The sequence below is a fragment of the Clostridium sp. 001 genome (assembly GCF_019056555.1).
Lineage (GTDB): Bacteria > Bacillota > Clostridia > Clostridiales > Clostridiaceae > Clostridium_B > Clostridium_B ragsdalei.
On sequence record NZ_CP020473.1, the window covers coordinates 3,238,514 to 3,254,852 of the forward strand.

Here is a 16,339-nt window from a genome sequence, read left to right on the forward strand (position 1 = left end):
AATGTAGACATATATGGTTAACTCGTTTTTTATATATGTCTACATTAAAGTATATTTAAAATTAGATACTATGATTTATAATGAGTCAAACATTTCATTATAGGGATGCTTTTTTAATACTTTATTTAATTTAACTTTCTCAATATCATCTTTTGTTATATATTCTTCTAAGGATGACAATGATAGACCAGTAAATTTAGCAATTTCCTGTAAAGGAATTTGATTATTAAACATATCTTTTATTAAAGATCTTTTGATAAAAGAAGTGTTTAATATTTTTTTCCTTCCTTCACATATATTAAGTGAATTGAATTGATCATTTATAATTGTATTCATGGTAGAATCTGATATCTTAGTATGTTTTTCGTTATATTTGCCACCACAAAATAAATAATCACAGTTCGTATTAATAGATTTTCTTTCCTTCAAATATTCTTCTAAAATTCCTTTAAAATGTATAGGAATAGGTAATGTTCTATTTGCAAGAGTTAGTTTCATTGAGTTTATATTAATATCTTTTATTTTTAAATTACATAAATCTTTTTTATCTAATCCAGCATAAATAAAGAACAATAGTATAACTTTATTTCTTAAACTATGTCTGTTATTATCGAGGGTTTTAAAAAGCATATTTAATTCTTCTATTGTAATTGATGGTGCATGTATTGCTTCCTTTTCTTTTAAATCATGGTGATACCCTAATATATCATTTAAAAAATCAGTTTGTGTTAAAATTTTAAAAGGATTTCGTTTTTCCATTGGTTCTATAACCTTAGTATAGAAACTATTCACATGGGAAAACTTATTTATTATTGTCTCTCTATGATTTGTTTTTTTGTTATTTACTGAGGAAAATTTAAAATCCTTGATTAAGAATTTTTTAAAAGTATCTGGATTAATATTAGTTAAATTATAGGTAGTGTTATCTGCTAGATAATTTAAATAATTGTATAAAGTGCTTTCATATTGTCTAAATGAATGTTCGTTTTGAAATGTGTTCCTAAAATTAGCTAATTGAATAAAATAATTACTTTTACTATCGTTAATTAGATAATCGTAAGATAATAATTTCAAATTATTAATATTTCGTGAATTAGATATAATAAAATCATTTTTTAGTTCATTATTAAATAAATTAAACGTTAAAATAAATTTTTCATTAGCTTTACCATTAACTAATTGATTAAATAAAATGTAAGTTTTCCCATTAGTTAATATTCCCCAATTAATGTTATTTGCATTAAGATAATTAGCTAATTGAGTAAAATCGTCATCCGTAAATTTATGGCGAACTTTTTTTACTTCAACATAAAGAACTTCTACCAACGTTTTGATATTTTTAATAGCCATATCTACCCTGTCTTTATTTCCTAGAACAAGTTCAAAATAAAAATAATCTTCATTGTAGCCAATAATAGTTAAAAATTTTTTAACTATGTTAACTTTTATAGTTTCTTCGTTTATGTCTTCCCCATGAATCTTAATAATTCTTTGGTATTGCAATTTTAAATTTTTTAATTGTTTAAATAAGTGTTCTTTATTATACATAAATTATAATCTCCTTTCAATTTTTTTTCAGTAGTAGTATATATAAAACTCATTAAAAATATTCCTTTTAATTAGAAACAATTAATGGAATTTTAGTTTAAATTATCTTTATAGAGTTTAAATTATATGGTGTTTAATAGAGGATTTTCCTTTAATTTGTAGAATACTTACAAAAGAAGGGAGATGCTTTGTACTATGACTGAAGATAAATTTCAAAATTTTATTTCTAAAGTACTTATTGTTGCAGAGGATTTTGCTAAAAAAAATAATGGGAGCATTACATTTGGAGAAGAAAATCAAAAACAATCACTATTTATACTTGGAAAATCTCCTCTTAAGGAAGGATTGTTGTATTATATAAATACTCCTAATAAAAAAACTACATATCATATAAAATTTATAAAAGGTTTCAAAGATAAATTTACTTTACGCATTAGTAATAGTAGTATTTCATTGGAATTAAGTGAAGATTTGAAGAGATTCACTGCATATCCAAGTGAAGATTTTAATAGGCGTATTGATAATATTGATGGTAATTTTGATGAAAAATTGACCAAATACCTATATATGATGTGGGATTTTTCATATGCTTTACAAATACTTTATGCTAGTCAAGATTAAATTAGTAATAGATTTAAAAACTAAAAAGGTAGAGGATTATTTCTCTACCTTTTCTTCATTGTCAATTTTAACTATTTCCATTATATCAAGAAGATCACATTTTAGAACTTCACATATAGTTTCAAGCAAAGAAAATTTTATGGAATCAGTGTTATTTGCAGCAAGTTTTTTTAAATTAGCATAATTACATTTACATTCTTTACTTAACCAATAAATTGTCTTTCCTTGTTTTTTTAGCTGATCGTTTATTTTAATATTTATCATAATAATCATTACCTCCTAATATAGTAATTTTTACTATATTACAATTATATACTTTTAAGCACTATTGGTCAAGAGAAATAAAAAGATCTATTTTTTAAATATAGTGCTTGACCAATAGTGCTTGAGAGAGTATAATGAGATTATAGAAAACAATCATAGTTGGAATAAAGTTTTCTACTATTGTAATTTATAGTTTAAAAAACTAAAAGGTGAAATTTACAAAATAAAAAGTACCCAACCTATAGAAGCTGAATACTTGAACTCGCAACTTAAGTATATCACTAATGGTTAGGTAAAATCAAATTAAGATTATTTAATTCACATTTATAGTAAGTGTTGAAGGGAGGCACATAAAAAAATGAGTGTTTATATTTTAATAGAATATGTACAACAATGTAAATCAAAACATAAACAAGCTACAGTAAATGGATTATATAGTTTTAAAAAGTTATGGAGATAAAAAATACAGGATTATATTGAGATGGAGGAGTAGTATGGATAACATTTTTGAAGTTAAAAGAGTGCAGCTGAGGGACAAGTTAGGTGAGATTGTACCATTTGATTACAAAAATAAACCTAATTCTAATGAACATGTATTTACTGCTTATATTGGAGGAACAATACCAGTAAAAATCAAATCTAAACTTAGCTATCAGGAATTTTGTAAAATATGCTAATTAAAAAAGGAGACAGTTATATGTTAAAAGCAAATATTAAAGAAAGAGTTTTAGAATCAGTTGGAGAGACTAATTATAACGAATATATGCTATTAACAGGTGGTAAGGAAGTTAATAGCATACTAAATAGTAATAGACCAGTATATCAGATGTATAAGTATAGGAAAGAATTAATTGATGCAAATATTGAACAGATTATTGATATTAATATAGTCAACCTAAAAGAATTTTTAGAACAAACATTTCAGGAATATTTGAGTAATAGTAAATTTAAAATAATCAAGGATATACTATTGAATCATGAAAGTGGTTGGAATATAAAGAATCTTTTACAGATGCATAAGCAGCATAAATATCATAGAATCTTTAGATTGTTAAATACAGAGTATAGGAACTGGCTAGATTGAATATAACTGTAAATGAATAGAATTAGCAATATGACAAAATAATATTTATTAGGTTAAAAGTAGTAGCATTTTATGAAGAGATAAAATAAAAATTAGAAAAAATGTGTTCACATGGCTATAATTAGGTAATATAATGATAAATGTTAAGTAAATAAAGAGATTATTGCCGTTTGGTATTTTTATAGCCATAAGTGCTATTACATATAATAAAAATAGAATAGTTTGGTAATTAGAATTATTTTTAAGATAATTCTATTAGTTGAACTATTTCTATTTGAAGTGTGTAATAGCACTTTTTTTATTAAAAAAATTGAATAGGAGGAAAATAAAATGACTTAATTATTAATATCAGAGACAAAATTAACGAAAAGAAATTTCTAAATTTACTTGACATTGACAAGCAAAAATTGTATTATAATATTGTACTTGACAATGACAAGGAGAGATAATAAATGATAGGGTTAGAATATATATTAGCACTATATAATATAAATCATTCTAAATTAGCTGAAGAATTAGGAATTAAAAGACAAAACATTAATCAATGGATAAGAGGCAAAAATAAAATTCCTAAAAAATATTTACCTATTGTATCTAAAATGTTTAATATTCCAGAAGAAATATTTCAAAAAGAACTTAGTGATATTGATAAATTGAAAATTCAAAAGATGAAAATTGAAAATGAAATGGATGAAACAGAATATGAGGACACTATTATTGATGAAAAAACAGGAGAAGAAATTACAATTACTAGGACTTATTTAGGTAGTGGAGAAGAATTTTATTTGCAGAATTTAAGTTATGAAATTCAAGAAAAAGAATTATATGCAAAAATAAAAAGAACCTTGGACAACTGCTTTAACGATGATGATGATTCGATGGATGGTGGATTGCATGATGCATGGACTTTATTAGAAGATTTTGATAAGTTTGCAGATATAATGAGGAACGAAAATATTAATAAAAATACTATTAGAAAAATTTTACTGGCTATTAGATTAGCTTATGGAAAAGGATTTGAAAGTGATAAATTTATAAGAAAAGTAATGGAAGCCATTAAGGAAGAAGAAGAGAAAAACAAGAAATATTTGAAGGAAGTAAAAGATTTATGGGAAGATGATAATCAATAGAGTATTTTAAAAACACTCTTAGTATAAATAATTAATATTGAAAGGTGGTGGAAGGTTATGAAGATAAAAACGAAAAGACATGGAAAAATACCATGCCCTAAATAAAAATATGTAATTATTTATGTAGATCTTAAGTCGGCAAACTTAACTTCTACCATCTAAAAATTTAAACCTATTTATATTATACACAATTAATTAAATTTAAACTACAAAATTAAAAAATATTAAAGAGTATATAGGAGGAGTTTATATTATGGAAAAAGAGACTGTAAAAAATGAAAATGAGAAAGAAATTAAAGGGGTTACTGAAATAACAGTGTTAGACAGTGGTAATTGGAATCAGAAGTGGATGAATAATGATGGAACTAAAGGAATATTTTCAAGTCGTATTAGCACGGAATATCAATCTTATCCTGAAGGATTTCAGAGAATACAATATAATGACCAAACTACATTCTTTGAAGTAGGAGAAATTCAAAAAGAATTTAATAAGATAGAAAAAGGTTGTTTGATACCACAAATTTTATATGCATTGTGTAAATCACATCCAACGGATGAAATATTAGAGACCAATCTTACTTTATTGCTCCCAGCAATCCAGATGCAAAATAAAGATCAATTAACAAGCAAATTACAAAATAAGGAATTTAATTTTAAATATAATGGAAAAGATATTATAGCTTCAATTCATAATGTACTTATATTGCCAGAAGGTTATGTATCATATTTTTCCTTAAACAGTACGGATAAGAAAGGTTCAGTGGCACTGGTAGATATTGGATCAAGGACGGTTAACTTAGTAGTGCTATATAATGGAAAAATTCAAAAAATAAATACTATTCCAATAGGTACTTATAATTTCTTTTCAAAGATAAAAGACATTGAAAATGGAAAAGGGGAAAGGTTTGTCGAGGAAGATATAAAAAGATTGATTGATGAAGGAATTATCAAAGTATATCAAAAGCAATATATAGAATTTTTGAATAATATATTGGAGAGGATCAAACCTATTATTAATTTAGCAACCTATAAAGTAATATTTACAGGAGGAGGAAGCATTATGTTATCTGAATATATAAATCAGTTAAAATTACCAAATTTTAAAATTCATGAAGAAGCTATATATTCAAACATTATTGGGGCAATGGAAGCTAGTAAGATTATGTTAAAGGATGCTGTTGCGTGATGTCAATAAGCAGTTGTAGCAAAAGAATTCAATTAACATTAAATAGGAACAAAGAGCATGAGAGGTTAATTATGGATTACCTCTCAGCAAGTTTCAATGAGAATAATGAGATTAAAAGGATTCTTTATGAATATGTAGTCAATCAAAGTTCTACAAAAAGAGGGAGAAAACCTAAAAGTAAAACTAAATTAGTAACGGATAATAATTTACAATCCAAGTCGCTTAAAGGTAGTAAAAGTAAATCAAAGATAGTTAAAAAAAGTAACAGTGATAAGAAGTTACTCACTGTTACTGATAATGATACAAAGATAGTTAAAAGTAGTGACGGTAACTCAGAGATAGTAAAAGGTGCTAACAATGATATAAAAGTAATGCAAGAAGTTGATAGTAAGCCAACTTCAGTAAAAGACACTAAAAATGATGATTTTACATTAGATTTAAATAACTTTGAAGATAAAGTAGTAGAAGTGAAATCTACTAATAATGAAGATAAAGAATTAGAACAAATCAAACAAAATGAATTGAACGAGTTAAGTAAATTTATGTAAATTAAGATTAAATGAAGGAGGGAATATACATTGAATCCAATGGAAGTAAAGTTAAATAATGAATTTAAAAAAATACAGAAGAAACTGGAGGATTATTGGTTTGAAGATGGCAATGACAAGTTATCTGATTTTGCTGATAAGACAATTAGAGAGAAGTATTTTAATATTCATAACAAAATAGAAGAAATCAAGAAAATTTGTAAAAGTAACATATATTTTGAAATTGTAGATGATTTAAATAATAAGGTAGATAATCTTTCTGATGAAATAATGACATTAGAAGCTTTAGCATATTACAATGATATGCAAAAATTATCAAATACAATACATTGCAGAACTATACAAACTATGGGACGTATAACATTTGTAATTAATACAGTATGTGATGAAGTTGTGAATCCTTATTATGAAATATTAAATGAAGAAATAGACGATATTTCAAAAATTTTGCATGATAAAGGAGAAGAATTTACTTCTATTATAAAAGAATATCCAGATAAAGTAGAGAAATCTAAAGTTAAAAAAATTTTTGATTATAAAAAGTTAAATAAGTTAGTAAAAAACAGTGGCTTTGAAGAAGTAAGGCAAACAGGCGACCATAAAATTTTTAGTGATGGAATTAAGAGTATTTCAATTCCACAAAAAACGATAGGCAAGGGGCTGAGTGTTAAAATTCAAAGGCAAATGGAGGGTTAAAAATGAAAACAGAAGTAATTGAAGGAATTTTAAAAAAATTAAATGAAGACAATTATGAAGAAGATACAATATATGCAAAAACAGAAGAAGAGTTAATTGAAAATTGGGTTAAATATTTTGATGAATATGATGAAGAAGTAACAAAAGAAGATATTGGATCAGTAATAGAATGGCAAGGGGAAGGATGGTATGTTTATGCAGGTAAAAATTTTTCTAATGATTGTATAATGCTTGAAGATGCAGCTATTGAAAATGAATTAGAATGGAAAACTACAAAGAAAAATGAATTTTTAATTTTAGATGATTGTGCTGAAGATATTTCAGAAGAATTTCTTAATTATTTAGACAAAAAAATAGAAAATAATGATAAATTTAAACATTTAAAAAAATTTAATATAATATTTAATATGCAAAAATTTAAAAATTATTCTAATTTAGAAGAAGTATTTACAAGATTAAAAGAAAATTTTACAAAGCTATTTGGGGATAAAAAAAATATATATCATCAATATAATATTTGGGATAAATGGGAGGAATGTAATTTTTATGAAAGCCAAACATTTATATATGCGTTTGATCAAAAAGATATAGAAAACATAATTACTGATAAATTTGAAAATTTTTTAGAAGAAAATGATATTAACATAGATATAGAAATGGATAATTAAACATATTGGATCATGGGGAAGATAATTCCCCTTACTTCTTATAATGTCAGCCCTGCGTATTCACTTGGGCTTTAGTGAGTGTATACTCAAATTTAAAATAAAGGAAGCAATTCAGAATGATAAAAAAGATATTTAAAAAATCTGTAGCAATGTGTTTAATTCGTAGAGGTCATGATTTGAAAGATACAGAGACTAACTTGAAAAATAATAGATTTAAAGTTTTTTTGTTTGAGGAAAACCAGGAATTATTAAAAGATTTAACAGAAATAACATTGCAGCTTAAACAAAGTAAATAGTATTCTAAAAAATAAAAATTATTCAAAAGGAGCGATAGTTTGCAAAATATTAAAATAAAGAAAAGACAATTTGTGGTAATACAATTAAGCGAAAAAGATTTAACGATAAATGCTAAAGGAGAAGTTATTGCAAAACCTGATAAATATAATTTTGTTCAAACGAGTGCAACGACTATATTAAGACAAATTGAGAAAATAGAATTAGAAAATAAAGTACATAAAAGTATTAAGAGATTAAATGAATTACTGACTAAAATGGATAGTAGAGAATTTAAAGCAGATGCATTTGTTAAATTTACTTCTATAGAGTTTGGTAAGGTAACTAAGGAGAATGAAGAATTAATTGAAAAATGTATTAAAAATGGATTTAAATTAAGCAACCTTAACATGAAATTTATAGGAGCCGTAGGTGGAAGTCATGTAAAACACGTAAAACAATTTTATGTGCAGGAAGAAATACATTCAGAAGTAGAAAAAAGAATTAATTTAAAAAACTTGAAACATTGTATTATACCTAAAAGATTAACTTCTAATGCACTTTTAACAACTGCTATATGGGAGATACCATATTCATTAGATATGTTAAATGTGTGTATTTTGCCAGATAATGAAGTTGAAAAGGTGTTCCCGAATAAGCTTGAAACTTTAATTCCATATGAATATAGAGATTTTACAGATGAAGAAAAACAAAAATATGATGATTTTCAAGATTATAAAGCTATGAAAGAGAAATATGCACAAGTAAAAAAAGAATTTAAAAAAGAAGAAAATAAGGATAAATTTAAAAATTTAGAACTTAAAACAAACTATAATGCATATAAAACTCCTAATAGATGGTTAACTGAAAATAATAAACTTGTTATGTTGGAGGAAGTAGACAATCCTTTGTATCGTAGTGATAAAAATAGAATAATCTATGCAGAAAACCAGACTATTGAATTAAAATATAACATTTTTGAAATTGATGAATGGTCACTAGGTTATAAAGTAGTAGATTATAATGAAAGTTTGCCAATAAATAATTTTGATGGATTTGGACTTTTATCTCTAGAGTTGGGTGATTATATTAGAAGCTATATGTATGATTATACTATAAATGGTTGTCAGCTAAGATTACCACAGCAAAAGGGATTTTATACAATAGTGGATTTTAAAAGATATTTCAGGGATCATAAAATTGAATACATATATGATAAATTCGGTTACAAATGGAACATAGAAGATATTGATATTATTGCAGCAGAATCTACATTTAAAGCAAAAATTGAAACGGATGAAACTGGAGAAAATAAGAAATGGATGTGGAACAGTTATCAAGAGTACAGGGACAATATTGTGTCTAATGGGTATGATTGCATAGGCATAGCTAACTATACTCATCCAAGAAGAGAAAATGAATACAGAACACTTACATATCAGCTTTTAGAAGCTTTAAATGCTACTGAGTACGAATTATTAGCACTTGCACAGGAACATGGAACGATGCTTTATAATGTTATTAAAATTTATAGAGAGAATAGGGGATCAGGGCAAGAGATAAATTGGGAAGATATTAAATATATTAAATGTTACTTGCAAAATTTAATTGAAGAAAAGTATATTACTGAGGATCAAGATGAATATGTTGCTACAGCTATAAAATGTATAGACCTTAATAGAAATATGATTTTTGATAAGAAATTTACAAATTTTTTAAGTAAAGAAATTGAAAGAGAACTAAATCAATTATCTATAGGGCAAATAAAGGTTAAAAGCAATTATTTATATGTAACAACAGATATTCTAGGATTTTTAAAATATGCTAGTCAATTTTCAAATGACAAATGTGTAGGTGAAGAATATAGAAAGAAATTATCTTCAACAGAAATAGAAGGAACTTTAGGTAAGAACCAATGGTTTTGCGAAGGTGTTGTAGGGAATAAAGTAATGTATAGAAACCCTATGATGTATCAAGGAGAAATATTTAAACCAGTATTTGTGGATTTATCTAAAAATGAGGATTATAAATACATTAAACATCTTAGTAATATTATACAGGCTCCAATGAACACATATGCATTTCAAAAAGCTACATTTGATGTAGATGGAGATAAAATGCAGTTAATTCATTTAGATCATAACCTTAAAAATTATAATCTTGATTGGTTAATTAATTATGATTTTATAAAAGAAGTAAAACAATCTGAAAAAGATGAAGAAACTAAAATTGAATTGACTAACTTAGATAGGATTAAAGAACAGATGGAAGTATACTATAATACTAGATTTAAAGATCAAGAAACTGTAACATTAGCTGATTTAATATCAGATGATAACAAAATAATTGTAAATCCAAGTGATGGAGTTACGGTTAAAGGCCAGGAATGGAATACTAATAATATTCATAAATTCCTTGTAAATAGTGATGATAAAACAGGAATAATTACAGATTATAATACAATTGCATTAAACGAACTAAATTCACTTATATTACAAGATTATTTTGCATTGTGGTTTGGAGAAATTTATGAAAAATATAATGTTGAAGATAAATTTAAAGATTATAAATATACTGGATTAAATGAAGAAGAACTTGAGGATAGAAGAAAACAGTTAAGATTAACAAACAAATACTGCAAGTTCTTTCAAGGAATTATTATTGATATGAGTAAAAGAGGTGGAGTTGTAGAGATAGCTGAAATGTTAGGCAAAATATATAAAAGTCAACCTAGATTTTATGTAATGAAAGGTAAAGATGAAAATAATTTAGATAAGAGTTTTAATTCTCATATGGATCGTTTTTGTAAGAAAATACAAGGGTTAAATTCAACTATATCTAAGCTATTTAGAAGCAAAGTAAGAGAAAATATATCAAATCATTCAATATATTTCACCCCAAAACTTATTCAAAATTCTAAAATAAATAATAATGTAGAATTGAAAAAAATACAGGAACAATTTAAAGGGCTAATTGAATCCTATAGTAATGAAAACAAAAAACTAATTGATGAAAAAAAGAGCATTAATCAATTTAGTAAAGATGATGCAAATAAGGAAGCTCGACTGCAAAATAGATTAAAATTTAAGGACTTAGCAATTAGAACTAAGGAGGATGCTAGAAAAATATGCAGCAATGATTTAGTTCTAGCACAAGCATTATATCAGCATGTATACAACAGTGAAGAGAGTTCAGCTTTTAATTATGCGTGGACAGTTGCAGAAAAAGGATTTATATACAATTTGCAAAATAAACAGACCGAAAAATATAATGTAAGTTTAGCTGATTCAGAAGATACAAATACATTTGGATACTTTGGCAGGAAGTATACACTAACAATCACTAATGATGAAATAAAATATTATAAGGAGGAGGATATGTCACTAGATAAATTAGAAGATTACATTATTGATACAGATATAGAACAAATAGAGGATATTAAGCTTTTGTTTGTTGCAAATAAGCAGCATTACAGGGAAGATAAAGAAAATTATGTTGAAAATTTACTAAAAGATATAACTAAAAAAGAATTTATTTTAAAGGAAGAAAATGCTTTTGTTCAGGTGGCAGATATGAATGGAAATATAGTAATAGGAATTAATTCAAAAGCATTAGATTACAGTAAAGCAGACATTCCTAATAAATCTGGTTATAAAGTTAGAGTTAAAGAAATTGAAAGATTATTTTCAGGTAAGGGTAAAAATAACAAATTAAATAAGACAAGCTTTAATGCAATTGTAGATTTATATAAATAAGCGGGTTGAGGGAGAAAACTCTCCCTCCTTTTAAAAGGGAGCGAAAAAAGATTTATGTGTGAAAAATTAATAATTAAAAATGAAAAAATGGCAGGATGGTTACAATTTAACGGCTTTCATAAATTATATGAACAAAACGATAATGTGGAATCTAATAAATTAATCTACATATTTAAAGATACTAAACAGATAAGAAATTGTATGAGTAAATATAATCAGTTTAAACAATTGTTAAGTGAGTAATAGGAGGTTTCATATATATGGGTGTCATACAAGAAAAACTGGAGAAACAGTTAAAACATTTAGATGATGTGATAATAAATAAAAATTATTGGTATAATGATAAATTTAGAGTTATGAATAATGAAGCAGCAAGTGGTAAAAGTGTTGAAACTAAAAAATCAATTGCTAAATTAGCTACTACAACGGATAAAAAAATAATATATATTCAGATGTTTGCACACAAAGATAGTAAAGAACAGGATACAAAAGAATTAGAGGAAACAGTAAATGATATAAATAAATATGCAGGCAAAAATATATCAGGATATTTATGTTCTAAAAATCAGAATTTACATAAAAAAATACTAAGTGAAAAACAAGTAATATGTATAACACATAAAAGATATTTAGAAATATGTAAAAATTGTCCAAGTGGTAATCTTATATCAAATTCTGATGTTATGATAATAGATGAATTTCCTAATTTATTTGAAAGCTTTTATATATCTGAACTAGAATTAACAAGACTACAAGGATTTACACTGATTACAGATAAGGAAAAATCTGATATAGAAGAAATGGTCAGTTTTATAAATGGTAAATTAAATGAATTAGAAAACAAATATGGAAAATCTGAAATGAAAATTATTAATCTTCAAAAATTAGATATTAAAAAGTACATAAAAGTATTACAAACTATTATTGAAAAAGCTGAAAAAGACAATATAATAGCACATAAAATAACTATAGATATAGCTAAAAATGTAATAGAATTATTTAGCCATTCAAGTGTTTATACAATAGAACGGATCGGAAGTAAAAAATATCCAATGCTATATAGTTTCCATTATGTAGATTATATTTTAGCAAAAGAAAATAATGTGATTTTGGATGCTAATGGAGCTTTTGATATGAGGTACAAATTAAGACCTGACTTATTTAAACTAGATAATCAATCAAAGGTTTTTGATTATTCTAATAGTACAATAAATATGTATCCAATTCCTACTACTAAAACAGCACTAAAAAAATATAAAAATATATTATTAGATGTATGTAATCATATATCAAATCTTGAATTACCAGAAGATTTTTGTTCTGAAGATGAACATTTAATCGTAGCAGATATTGATACAGAAGATAGATTGACAGATTTTCAAAAAGAAACTTATAATAAAATGTATAGCATATTTATAACACACTTTGGGGCTTTAATAGGAAAGAATGATTGGAAAAATTATAACAATGCATGGATAATTAAAACTCCATATTATTCATGGATTCAGTACATATTGCAATATTTATTTTACAGTAATCAAGATTTAAATGGAAATACAAGTTGTGAAATTAGACTAGTAAAAGGTACATATTCAAATTATACAGTATTTAAAAATAATGAATTTAATAAATTTAAAAATAGTATAGTGTTAGGAGAATATTACCAAGCATTAAAGCGTATAGCAAGGGACGGAAGGAAATGTACATTTAATGTATTCTTAACAGATGAATGTATTTTTAAATTGTTAATTACACAATTTAAAAATATTAAAGCTGGATATAAAAATGATGTTACTATAGATCTATATGTAAAAAAGGAATCTAAAAAAGAACCAAAAAATAATGAAAGAATTGAACAAATAAAGGACTATATACTTCAAGCAAAAAACAATGGTAAAAATAAAATTAAAAAAAATGAACTATGTACAACGGTTAATTTAAGAAAAGATAAACTAAGCAGACAATTGAGATCAATACAAGATTGGATGAATAAAAATAATATTAAGGTTGGTATGGGTAAGGAACAAGCATATATATTGATTGCCTAAATCCCGTCTGTACTGTGTAGATGAATTATAAATAATTCACTTTGATTGACCTTGACAGGTAAATACAATATTAATTTAGAATTATAAAAATCGGTATTTATTAAATTGCGAAAGGCATTGATATAATTAGCTTTACTAAAGGGTTGCCACATTAATACTATATTATTATAGGAATAAGTGGCAACCCCTCTCAAACTCTTATATATCAACGGCTACAAAGATTATTATATGAAAATTAAATCAGGAATTTCAAAAATTTCAAAATAATAATCCACTATTAAGATAACATATGTATATATTAATGTCAATAATAAAAATAGTAAAAGTTATATTTAAATTATTTATCGTTAGATAATATGAAAATAAATTGTTTACTATTTATATAGTTTACTACAGACGGGGACTGAAAAAAATGAAAATATAGTAGCCGTTTTTGGTTTGCCCTAGTGGCTTACCTTTTGACGGCTAGGTCTTAATATAATTAGGGATAGTAGGAACGTAGTGACGTACTAGCCCTTTATATTAAGAGATGGTCATACAAAAGGTAAAAGAACGTCTATTATTTAATATATTTACAATGGTAGACTATAATGAAATTGTTTATGTGATTTTTAATGATGATAATTAAATATCGGACATAGTCATGTCCTCATAAGTGAAGATTGATGAATTAATCATATGTCTTCATTATGATATTTCTTTTACAATTAATGGACAACTTTGGACAAGTGGGAATTATATCTTACTTGTCTTTTTGTTATGCAAAAAACTTAGTTGATCCAAGTCAAACATAAAAATTAATTCTAAGGAGAATGATGAATTTATGAGAAAAAATAAAAATGTAAACAAAATTAAAATGAGTAAATGGGACTTATTAGATGAGGAACAAAAACAGATAGGAAAAGAGTTGGAGAAATTATTAAAGAAAAAATATGATAAAGTAGAAATGGTTTATACAAATTTAGGATATGAAACATTTAAAAGAGGGATAACAGTACATATATATCAAAATGATTATGATTATAAGGAAATAAATTTAAAATATCCAATAGATGCTACAAATGAAGAATATTTTGAAACAGTAATATATTGTATGAAAAATAAAAAATGGAACAATGAACATATTGCTTCTCCAGAAGAAAAATACATAATAGACATACTTAGTGAACTTCAGGGAGAAGAATTATACATATTCGATGGATACTTATATGGAAATGAATATGAAATAAGCTTGAATGATGTAGATTATATTGCCAATGATAAAATTAATAATATATTAGAAATTTATTCAGATGAAGAAAAATTTGAAATTAATCTGCTTGATGGAACTATAGAATCTGAAGAAAATGATAATGCTGAACCAATAACAGTAGATTTTATTGAAAAAGTAGTAGAAAAATTTAATAAATTAAATTATTGGTGCAAATTATTTTGTGATAGAGATATGATTTATATAAGAGATAATGGAACAAATAATATACGAGAATTAGTGGCAATAGATGATATTGATTATGTAAGTTTAAAAAATAAAAAATTATTTGTATCACATAATGAAGATGAACATGGATTTGACAGTTTCACAATTAATAAATATGGGATTGAAATGTAAGAGGTACATTAATTGTATCTCTTTTTTATTATGGATATTAAATAATTTTTTAGGAGAAATTTGATGATAAATTTTAGTAAAGAAGAGTTAAATTATATAAAAGAAGCAATGAAGAATGTTTTAGACATTTGGAACACAGGAACTAAAGAAGATTTAAAAAAATATGTAGAAGACATAGGTGGAGAAATATTAGACGTAATTATACTAATAAATAAGAACAATTGGTTTTTGCTAGACCAAATTAATAAAAATGATTGTATAAATGGCAAAATTAAAGATTTTGCTTTATATGGATTAGGAATGTGGTGTTTTATAGATGCTTATATGGATACAGAAGAATTGAGGGAGTTGTTAGAGAATGGAGAAAAGGAAGAATATTTTACTATTTACGATAAGATTTTGAATGAGGATGAAGAAGAATAAGTCGCCAGTCAGCGACTTCTCAGTAAACATAATAATGTAAATAATGAAAATTAAATATATAAACTTTAGAGGAACTGCAAAGGGTGAATACTCAATGAGTTCCTCCAACAAAAATAAAATGAATGGAGAGATATAAATGGAGCCACCAGAAATAAGAATAGTAAAAAGTCCTATATTAGCTAAAAAGTTATTAAAAGAAGGTTACAGTATAGTAGATTTAAGACCTAACAGATATGATAAGAAATTATCTGTATTTGCATTTGAATGTAATGAAAGTATAGACAATATTATAGAAGAATACAAGGAAGGTATGAGAATAAAACGAGAACAAAGAAAAAATATATTAAAGATGCTTAGTTAAATAAAAATTGATAATACAGGGTGGAGTAAAAAATCCATCCCTTTAAAAATAAATATTGATAAGAGTTACCTATATTTTAGGTACTTGTTTTCAGTATTTATTCTATAGATGCTGAAAAATAGTTT

The 16,339-nt window shown here is 25.1% G+C and carries 17 protein-coding genes; 15 read left to right on the forward strand and 2 right to left on the reverse strand.

The window, feature by feature from the left end:
* Positions 1 to 75: 75 nt before the first annotated feature.
* Positions 76 to 1,548 carry a tyrosine-type recombinase/integrase gene (locus tag B5S50_RS15120; RefSeq protein ID WP_217302238.1) on the reverse strand — a complete coding sequence of 491 codons (1,473 nt, stop codon included), beginning with the start codon at positions 1,546 to 1,548 and terminating at the stop codon, positions 76 to 78.
* Between the two features lie 195 nt (positions 1,549 to 1,743).
* Between B5S50_RS15120 and B5S50_RS15125 the strand changes: the two genes are divergently transcribed.
* A complete protein-coding gene (locus tag B5S50_RS15125; RefSeq protein ID WP_217302239.1) occupies positions 1,744 to 2,169 on the forward strand; it encodes a hypothetical protein in 426 nt (141 codons plus the stop codon).
* A 36-nt stretch (positions 2,170 to 2,205) separates the two neighbouring features.
* On the opposite strand, the gene B5S50_RS15130 is transcribed toward B5S50_RS15125, so the two are convergent.
* Positions 2,206 to 2,433 carry a helix-turn-helix transcriptional regulator gene (locus B5S50_RS15130; protein WP_217302240.1) on the reverse strand — a complete coding sequence of 76 codons (228 nt, stop codon included), beginning with the start codon at positions 2,431 to 2,433 and terminating at the stop codon, positions 2,206 to 2,208.
* Between the two features lie 494 nt (positions 2,434 to 2,927).
* On the opposite strand from B5S50_RS15130, the gene B5S50_RS15135 reads away from it, so the two are divergent.
* The 14 genes from B5S50_RS15135 (at position 2,928) to B5S50_RS15195 (ending at position 16,214) form a co-directional block, all read left to right on the forward strand.
* Positions 2,928 to 3,110: a hypothetical protein gene (locus B5S50_RS15135; RefSeq protein ID WP_217302241.1), complete on the forward strand. Its 183-nt coding sequence runs from the start codon at positions 2,928 to 2,930 to the stop codon at positions 3,108 to 3,110.
* Positions 3,111 to 3,130: 20 nt separating this feature from the next.
* Positions 3,131 to 3,517: a hypothetical protein gene (locus B5S50_RS15140; protein ID WP_217302242.1), complete on the forward strand. Its 387-nt coding sequence runs from the start codon at positions 3,131 to 3,133 to the stop codon at positions 3,515 to 3,517.
* A 452-nt stretch (positions 3,518 to 3,969) separates the two neighbouring features.
* On the forward strand, positions 3,970 to 4,647 hold the full coding sequence (locus tag B5S50_RS15145; protein WP_217302243.1) for a YdaS family helix-turn-helix protein: 678 nt from the start codon (positions 3,970 to 3,972) through the stop codon (positions 4,645 to 4,647).
* Between the two features lie 253 nt (positions 4,648 to 4,900).
* The gene (locus B5S50_RS15150; RefSeq protein ID WP_217302244.1) at positions 4,901 to 5,833 is read left to right on the forward strand and encodes a ParM/StbA family protein; all 933 of its coding nucleotides are present in this window, start codon (positions 4,901 to 4,903) and stop codon (positions 5,831 to 5,833) included.
* Positions 5,833 to 6,381, forward strand: coding sequence for a hypothetical protein (locus B5S50_RS15155; RefSeq protein WP_217302245.1), 549 nt, complete (start codon positions 5,833 to 5,835; stop codon positions 6,379 to 6,381). Before B5S50_RS15150 ends, B5S50_RS15155 begins: the two co-directional genes overlap by 1 nt.
* 39 nt (positions 6,382 to 6,420) lie before the next feature.
* Positions 6,421 to 7,077, forward strand: a complete 657-nt coding sequence (locus tag B5S50_RS15160; protein WP_254306765.1) for a type II toxin-antitoxin system HicA family toxin — start codon at positions 6,421 to 6,423, stop codon at positions 7,075 to 7,077.
* A 2-nt stretch (positions 7,078 to 7,079) separates the two neighbouring features.
* Positions 7,080 to 7,745: a hypothetical protein gene (locus tag B5S50_RS15165; protein ID WP_217302247.1), complete on the forward strand. Its 666-nt coding sequence runs from the start codon at positions 7,080 to 7,082 to the stop codon at positions 7,743 to 7,745.
* 116 nt (positions 7,746 to 7,861) lie between these two features.
* Positions 7,862 to 8,041, forward strand: a complete 180-nt coding sequence (locus tag B5S50_RS15170; protein WP_217302248.1) for a DUF5659 domain-containing protein — start codon at positions 7,862 to 7,864, stop codon at positions 8,039 to 8,041.
* 39 nt (positions 8,042 to 8,080) lie between these two features.
* Positions 8,081 to 11,773, forward strand: coding sequence for a hypothetical protein (locus B5S50_RS15175; protein WP_217302249.1), 3,693 nt, complete (start codon positions 8,081 to 8,083; stop codon positions 11,771 to 11,773).
* Between the two features lie 87 nt (positions 11,774 to 11,860).
* Positions 11,861 to 12,016 (forward strand): DUF5659 domain-containing protein, encoded by a 156-nt coding sequence (locus B5S50_RS21950; RefSeq protein ID WP_368041505.1) that lies wholly within the window; start codon positions 11,861 to 11,863, stop codon positions 12,014 to 12,016.
* A gap of 17 nt (positions 12,017 to 12,033) precedes the next feature.
* Positions 12,034 to 13,821 carry a hypothetical protein gene (locus tag B5S50_RS15180; RefSeq protein ID WP_217302250.1) on the forward strand — a complete coding sequence of 596 codons (1,788 nt, stop codon included), beginning with the start codon at positions 12,034 to 12,036 and terminating at the stop codon, positions 13,819 to 13,821.
* Between the two features lie 823 nt (positions 13,822 to 14,644).
* Positions 14,645 to 15,430 carry a hypothetical protein gene (locus tag B5S50_RS15185; RefSeq protein WP_217302251.1) on the forward strand — a complete coding sequence of 262 codons (786 nt, stop codon included), beginning with the start codon at positions 14,645 to 14,647 and terminating at the stop codon, positions 15,428 to 15,430.
* Positions 15,431 to 15,493: 63 nt separating this feature from the next.
* Positions 15,494 to 15,853, forward strand: a complete 360-nt coding sequence (locus B5S50_RS15190; RefSeq protein ID WP_217302252.1) for a hypothetical protein — start codon at positions 15,494 to 15,496, stop codon at positions 15,851 to 15,853.
* Positions 15,854 to 15,989: 136 nt separating this feature from the next.
* On the forward strand, positions 15,990 to 16,214 hold the full coding sequence (locus B5S50_RS15195; protein ID WP_217302253.1) for a DUF5659 domain-containing protein: 225 nt from the start codon (positions 15,990 to 15,992) through the stop codon (positions 16,212 to 16,214).
* Positions 16,215 to 16,339: the final 125 nt, after the last annotated feature.

What these genes read in the sequence shown, in the direction of transcription:
- B5S50_RS15130 (WP_217302240.1), bottom strand. Translation starts at nt 2,433, where the DNA reads ATGATAAATATTAAAATAAACGATCAGCTAAAAAAACAAGGAAAGACA.
- B5S50_RS15165 (WP_217302247.1), top strand. Translation starts at nt 7,080, where the DNA reads ATGAAAACAGAAGTAATTGAAGGAATTTTAAAAAAATTAAATGAAGAC.
- B5S50_RS15155 (WP_217302245.1), top strand. Translation starts at nt 5,833, where the DNA reads ATGTCAATAAGCAGTTGTAGCAAAAGAATTCAATTAACATTAAATAGG.
- B5S50_RS15185 (WP_217302251.1), top strand. Translation starts at nt 14,645, where the DNA reads ATGAGAAAAAATAAAAATGTAAACAAAATTAAAATGAGTAAATGGGAC.
- B5S50_RS15145 (WP_217302243.1), top strand. Translation starts at nt 3,970, where the DNA reads ATGATAGGGTTAGAATATATATTAGCACTATATAATATAAATCATTCT.
- B5S50_RS15170 (WP_217302248.1), top strand. Translation starts at nt 7,862, where the DNA reads ATGATAAAAAAGATATTTAAAAAATCTGTAGCAATGTGTTTAATTCGT.
- B5S50_RS15150 (WP_217302244.1), top strand. Translation starts at nt 4,901, where the DNA reads ATGGAAAAAGAGACTGTAAAAAATGAAAATGAGAAAGAAATTAAAGGG.
- B5S50_RS15195 (WP_217302253.1), top strand. Translation starts at nt 15,990, where the DNA reads ATGGAGCCACCAGAAATAAGAATAGTAAAAAGTCCTATATTAGCTAAA.
- B5S50_RS15125 (WP_217302239.1), top strand. Translation starts at nt 1,744, where the DNA reads ATGACTGAAGATAAATTTCAAAATTTTATTTCTAAAGTACTTATTGTT.
- B5S50_RS15140 (WP_217302242.1), top strand. Translation starts at nt 3,131, where the DNA reads ATGTTAAAAGCAAATATTAAAGAAAGAGTTTTAGAATCAGTTGGAGAG.
- B5S50_RS15180 (WP_217302250.1), top strand. Translation starts at nt 12,034, where the DNA reads ATGGGTGTCATACAAGAAAAACTGGAGAAACAGTTAAAACATTTAGAT.
- B5S50_RS21950 (WP_368041505.1), top strand. Translation starts at nt 11,861, where the DNA reads ATGGCAGGATGGTTACAATTTAACGGCTTTCATAAATTATATGAACAA.
- B5S50_RS15135 (WP_217302241.1), top strand. Translation starts at nt 2,928, where the DNA reads ATGGATAACATTTTTGAAGTTAAAAGAGTGCAGCTGAGGGACAAGTTA.
- B5S50_RS15160 (WP_254306765.1), top strand. Translation starts at nt 6,421, where the DNA reads ATGGAAGTAAAGTTAAATAATGAATTTAAAAAAATACAGAAGAAACTG.
- B5S50_RS15120 (WP_217302238.1), bottom strand. Translation starts at nt 1,548, where the DNA reads ATGTATAATAAAGAACACTTATTTAAACAATTAAAAAATTTAAAATTG.
- B5S50_RS15190 (WP_217302252.1), top strand. Translation starts at nt 15,494, where the DNA reads ATGATAAATTTTAGTAAAGAAGAGTTAAATTATATAAAAGAAGCAATG.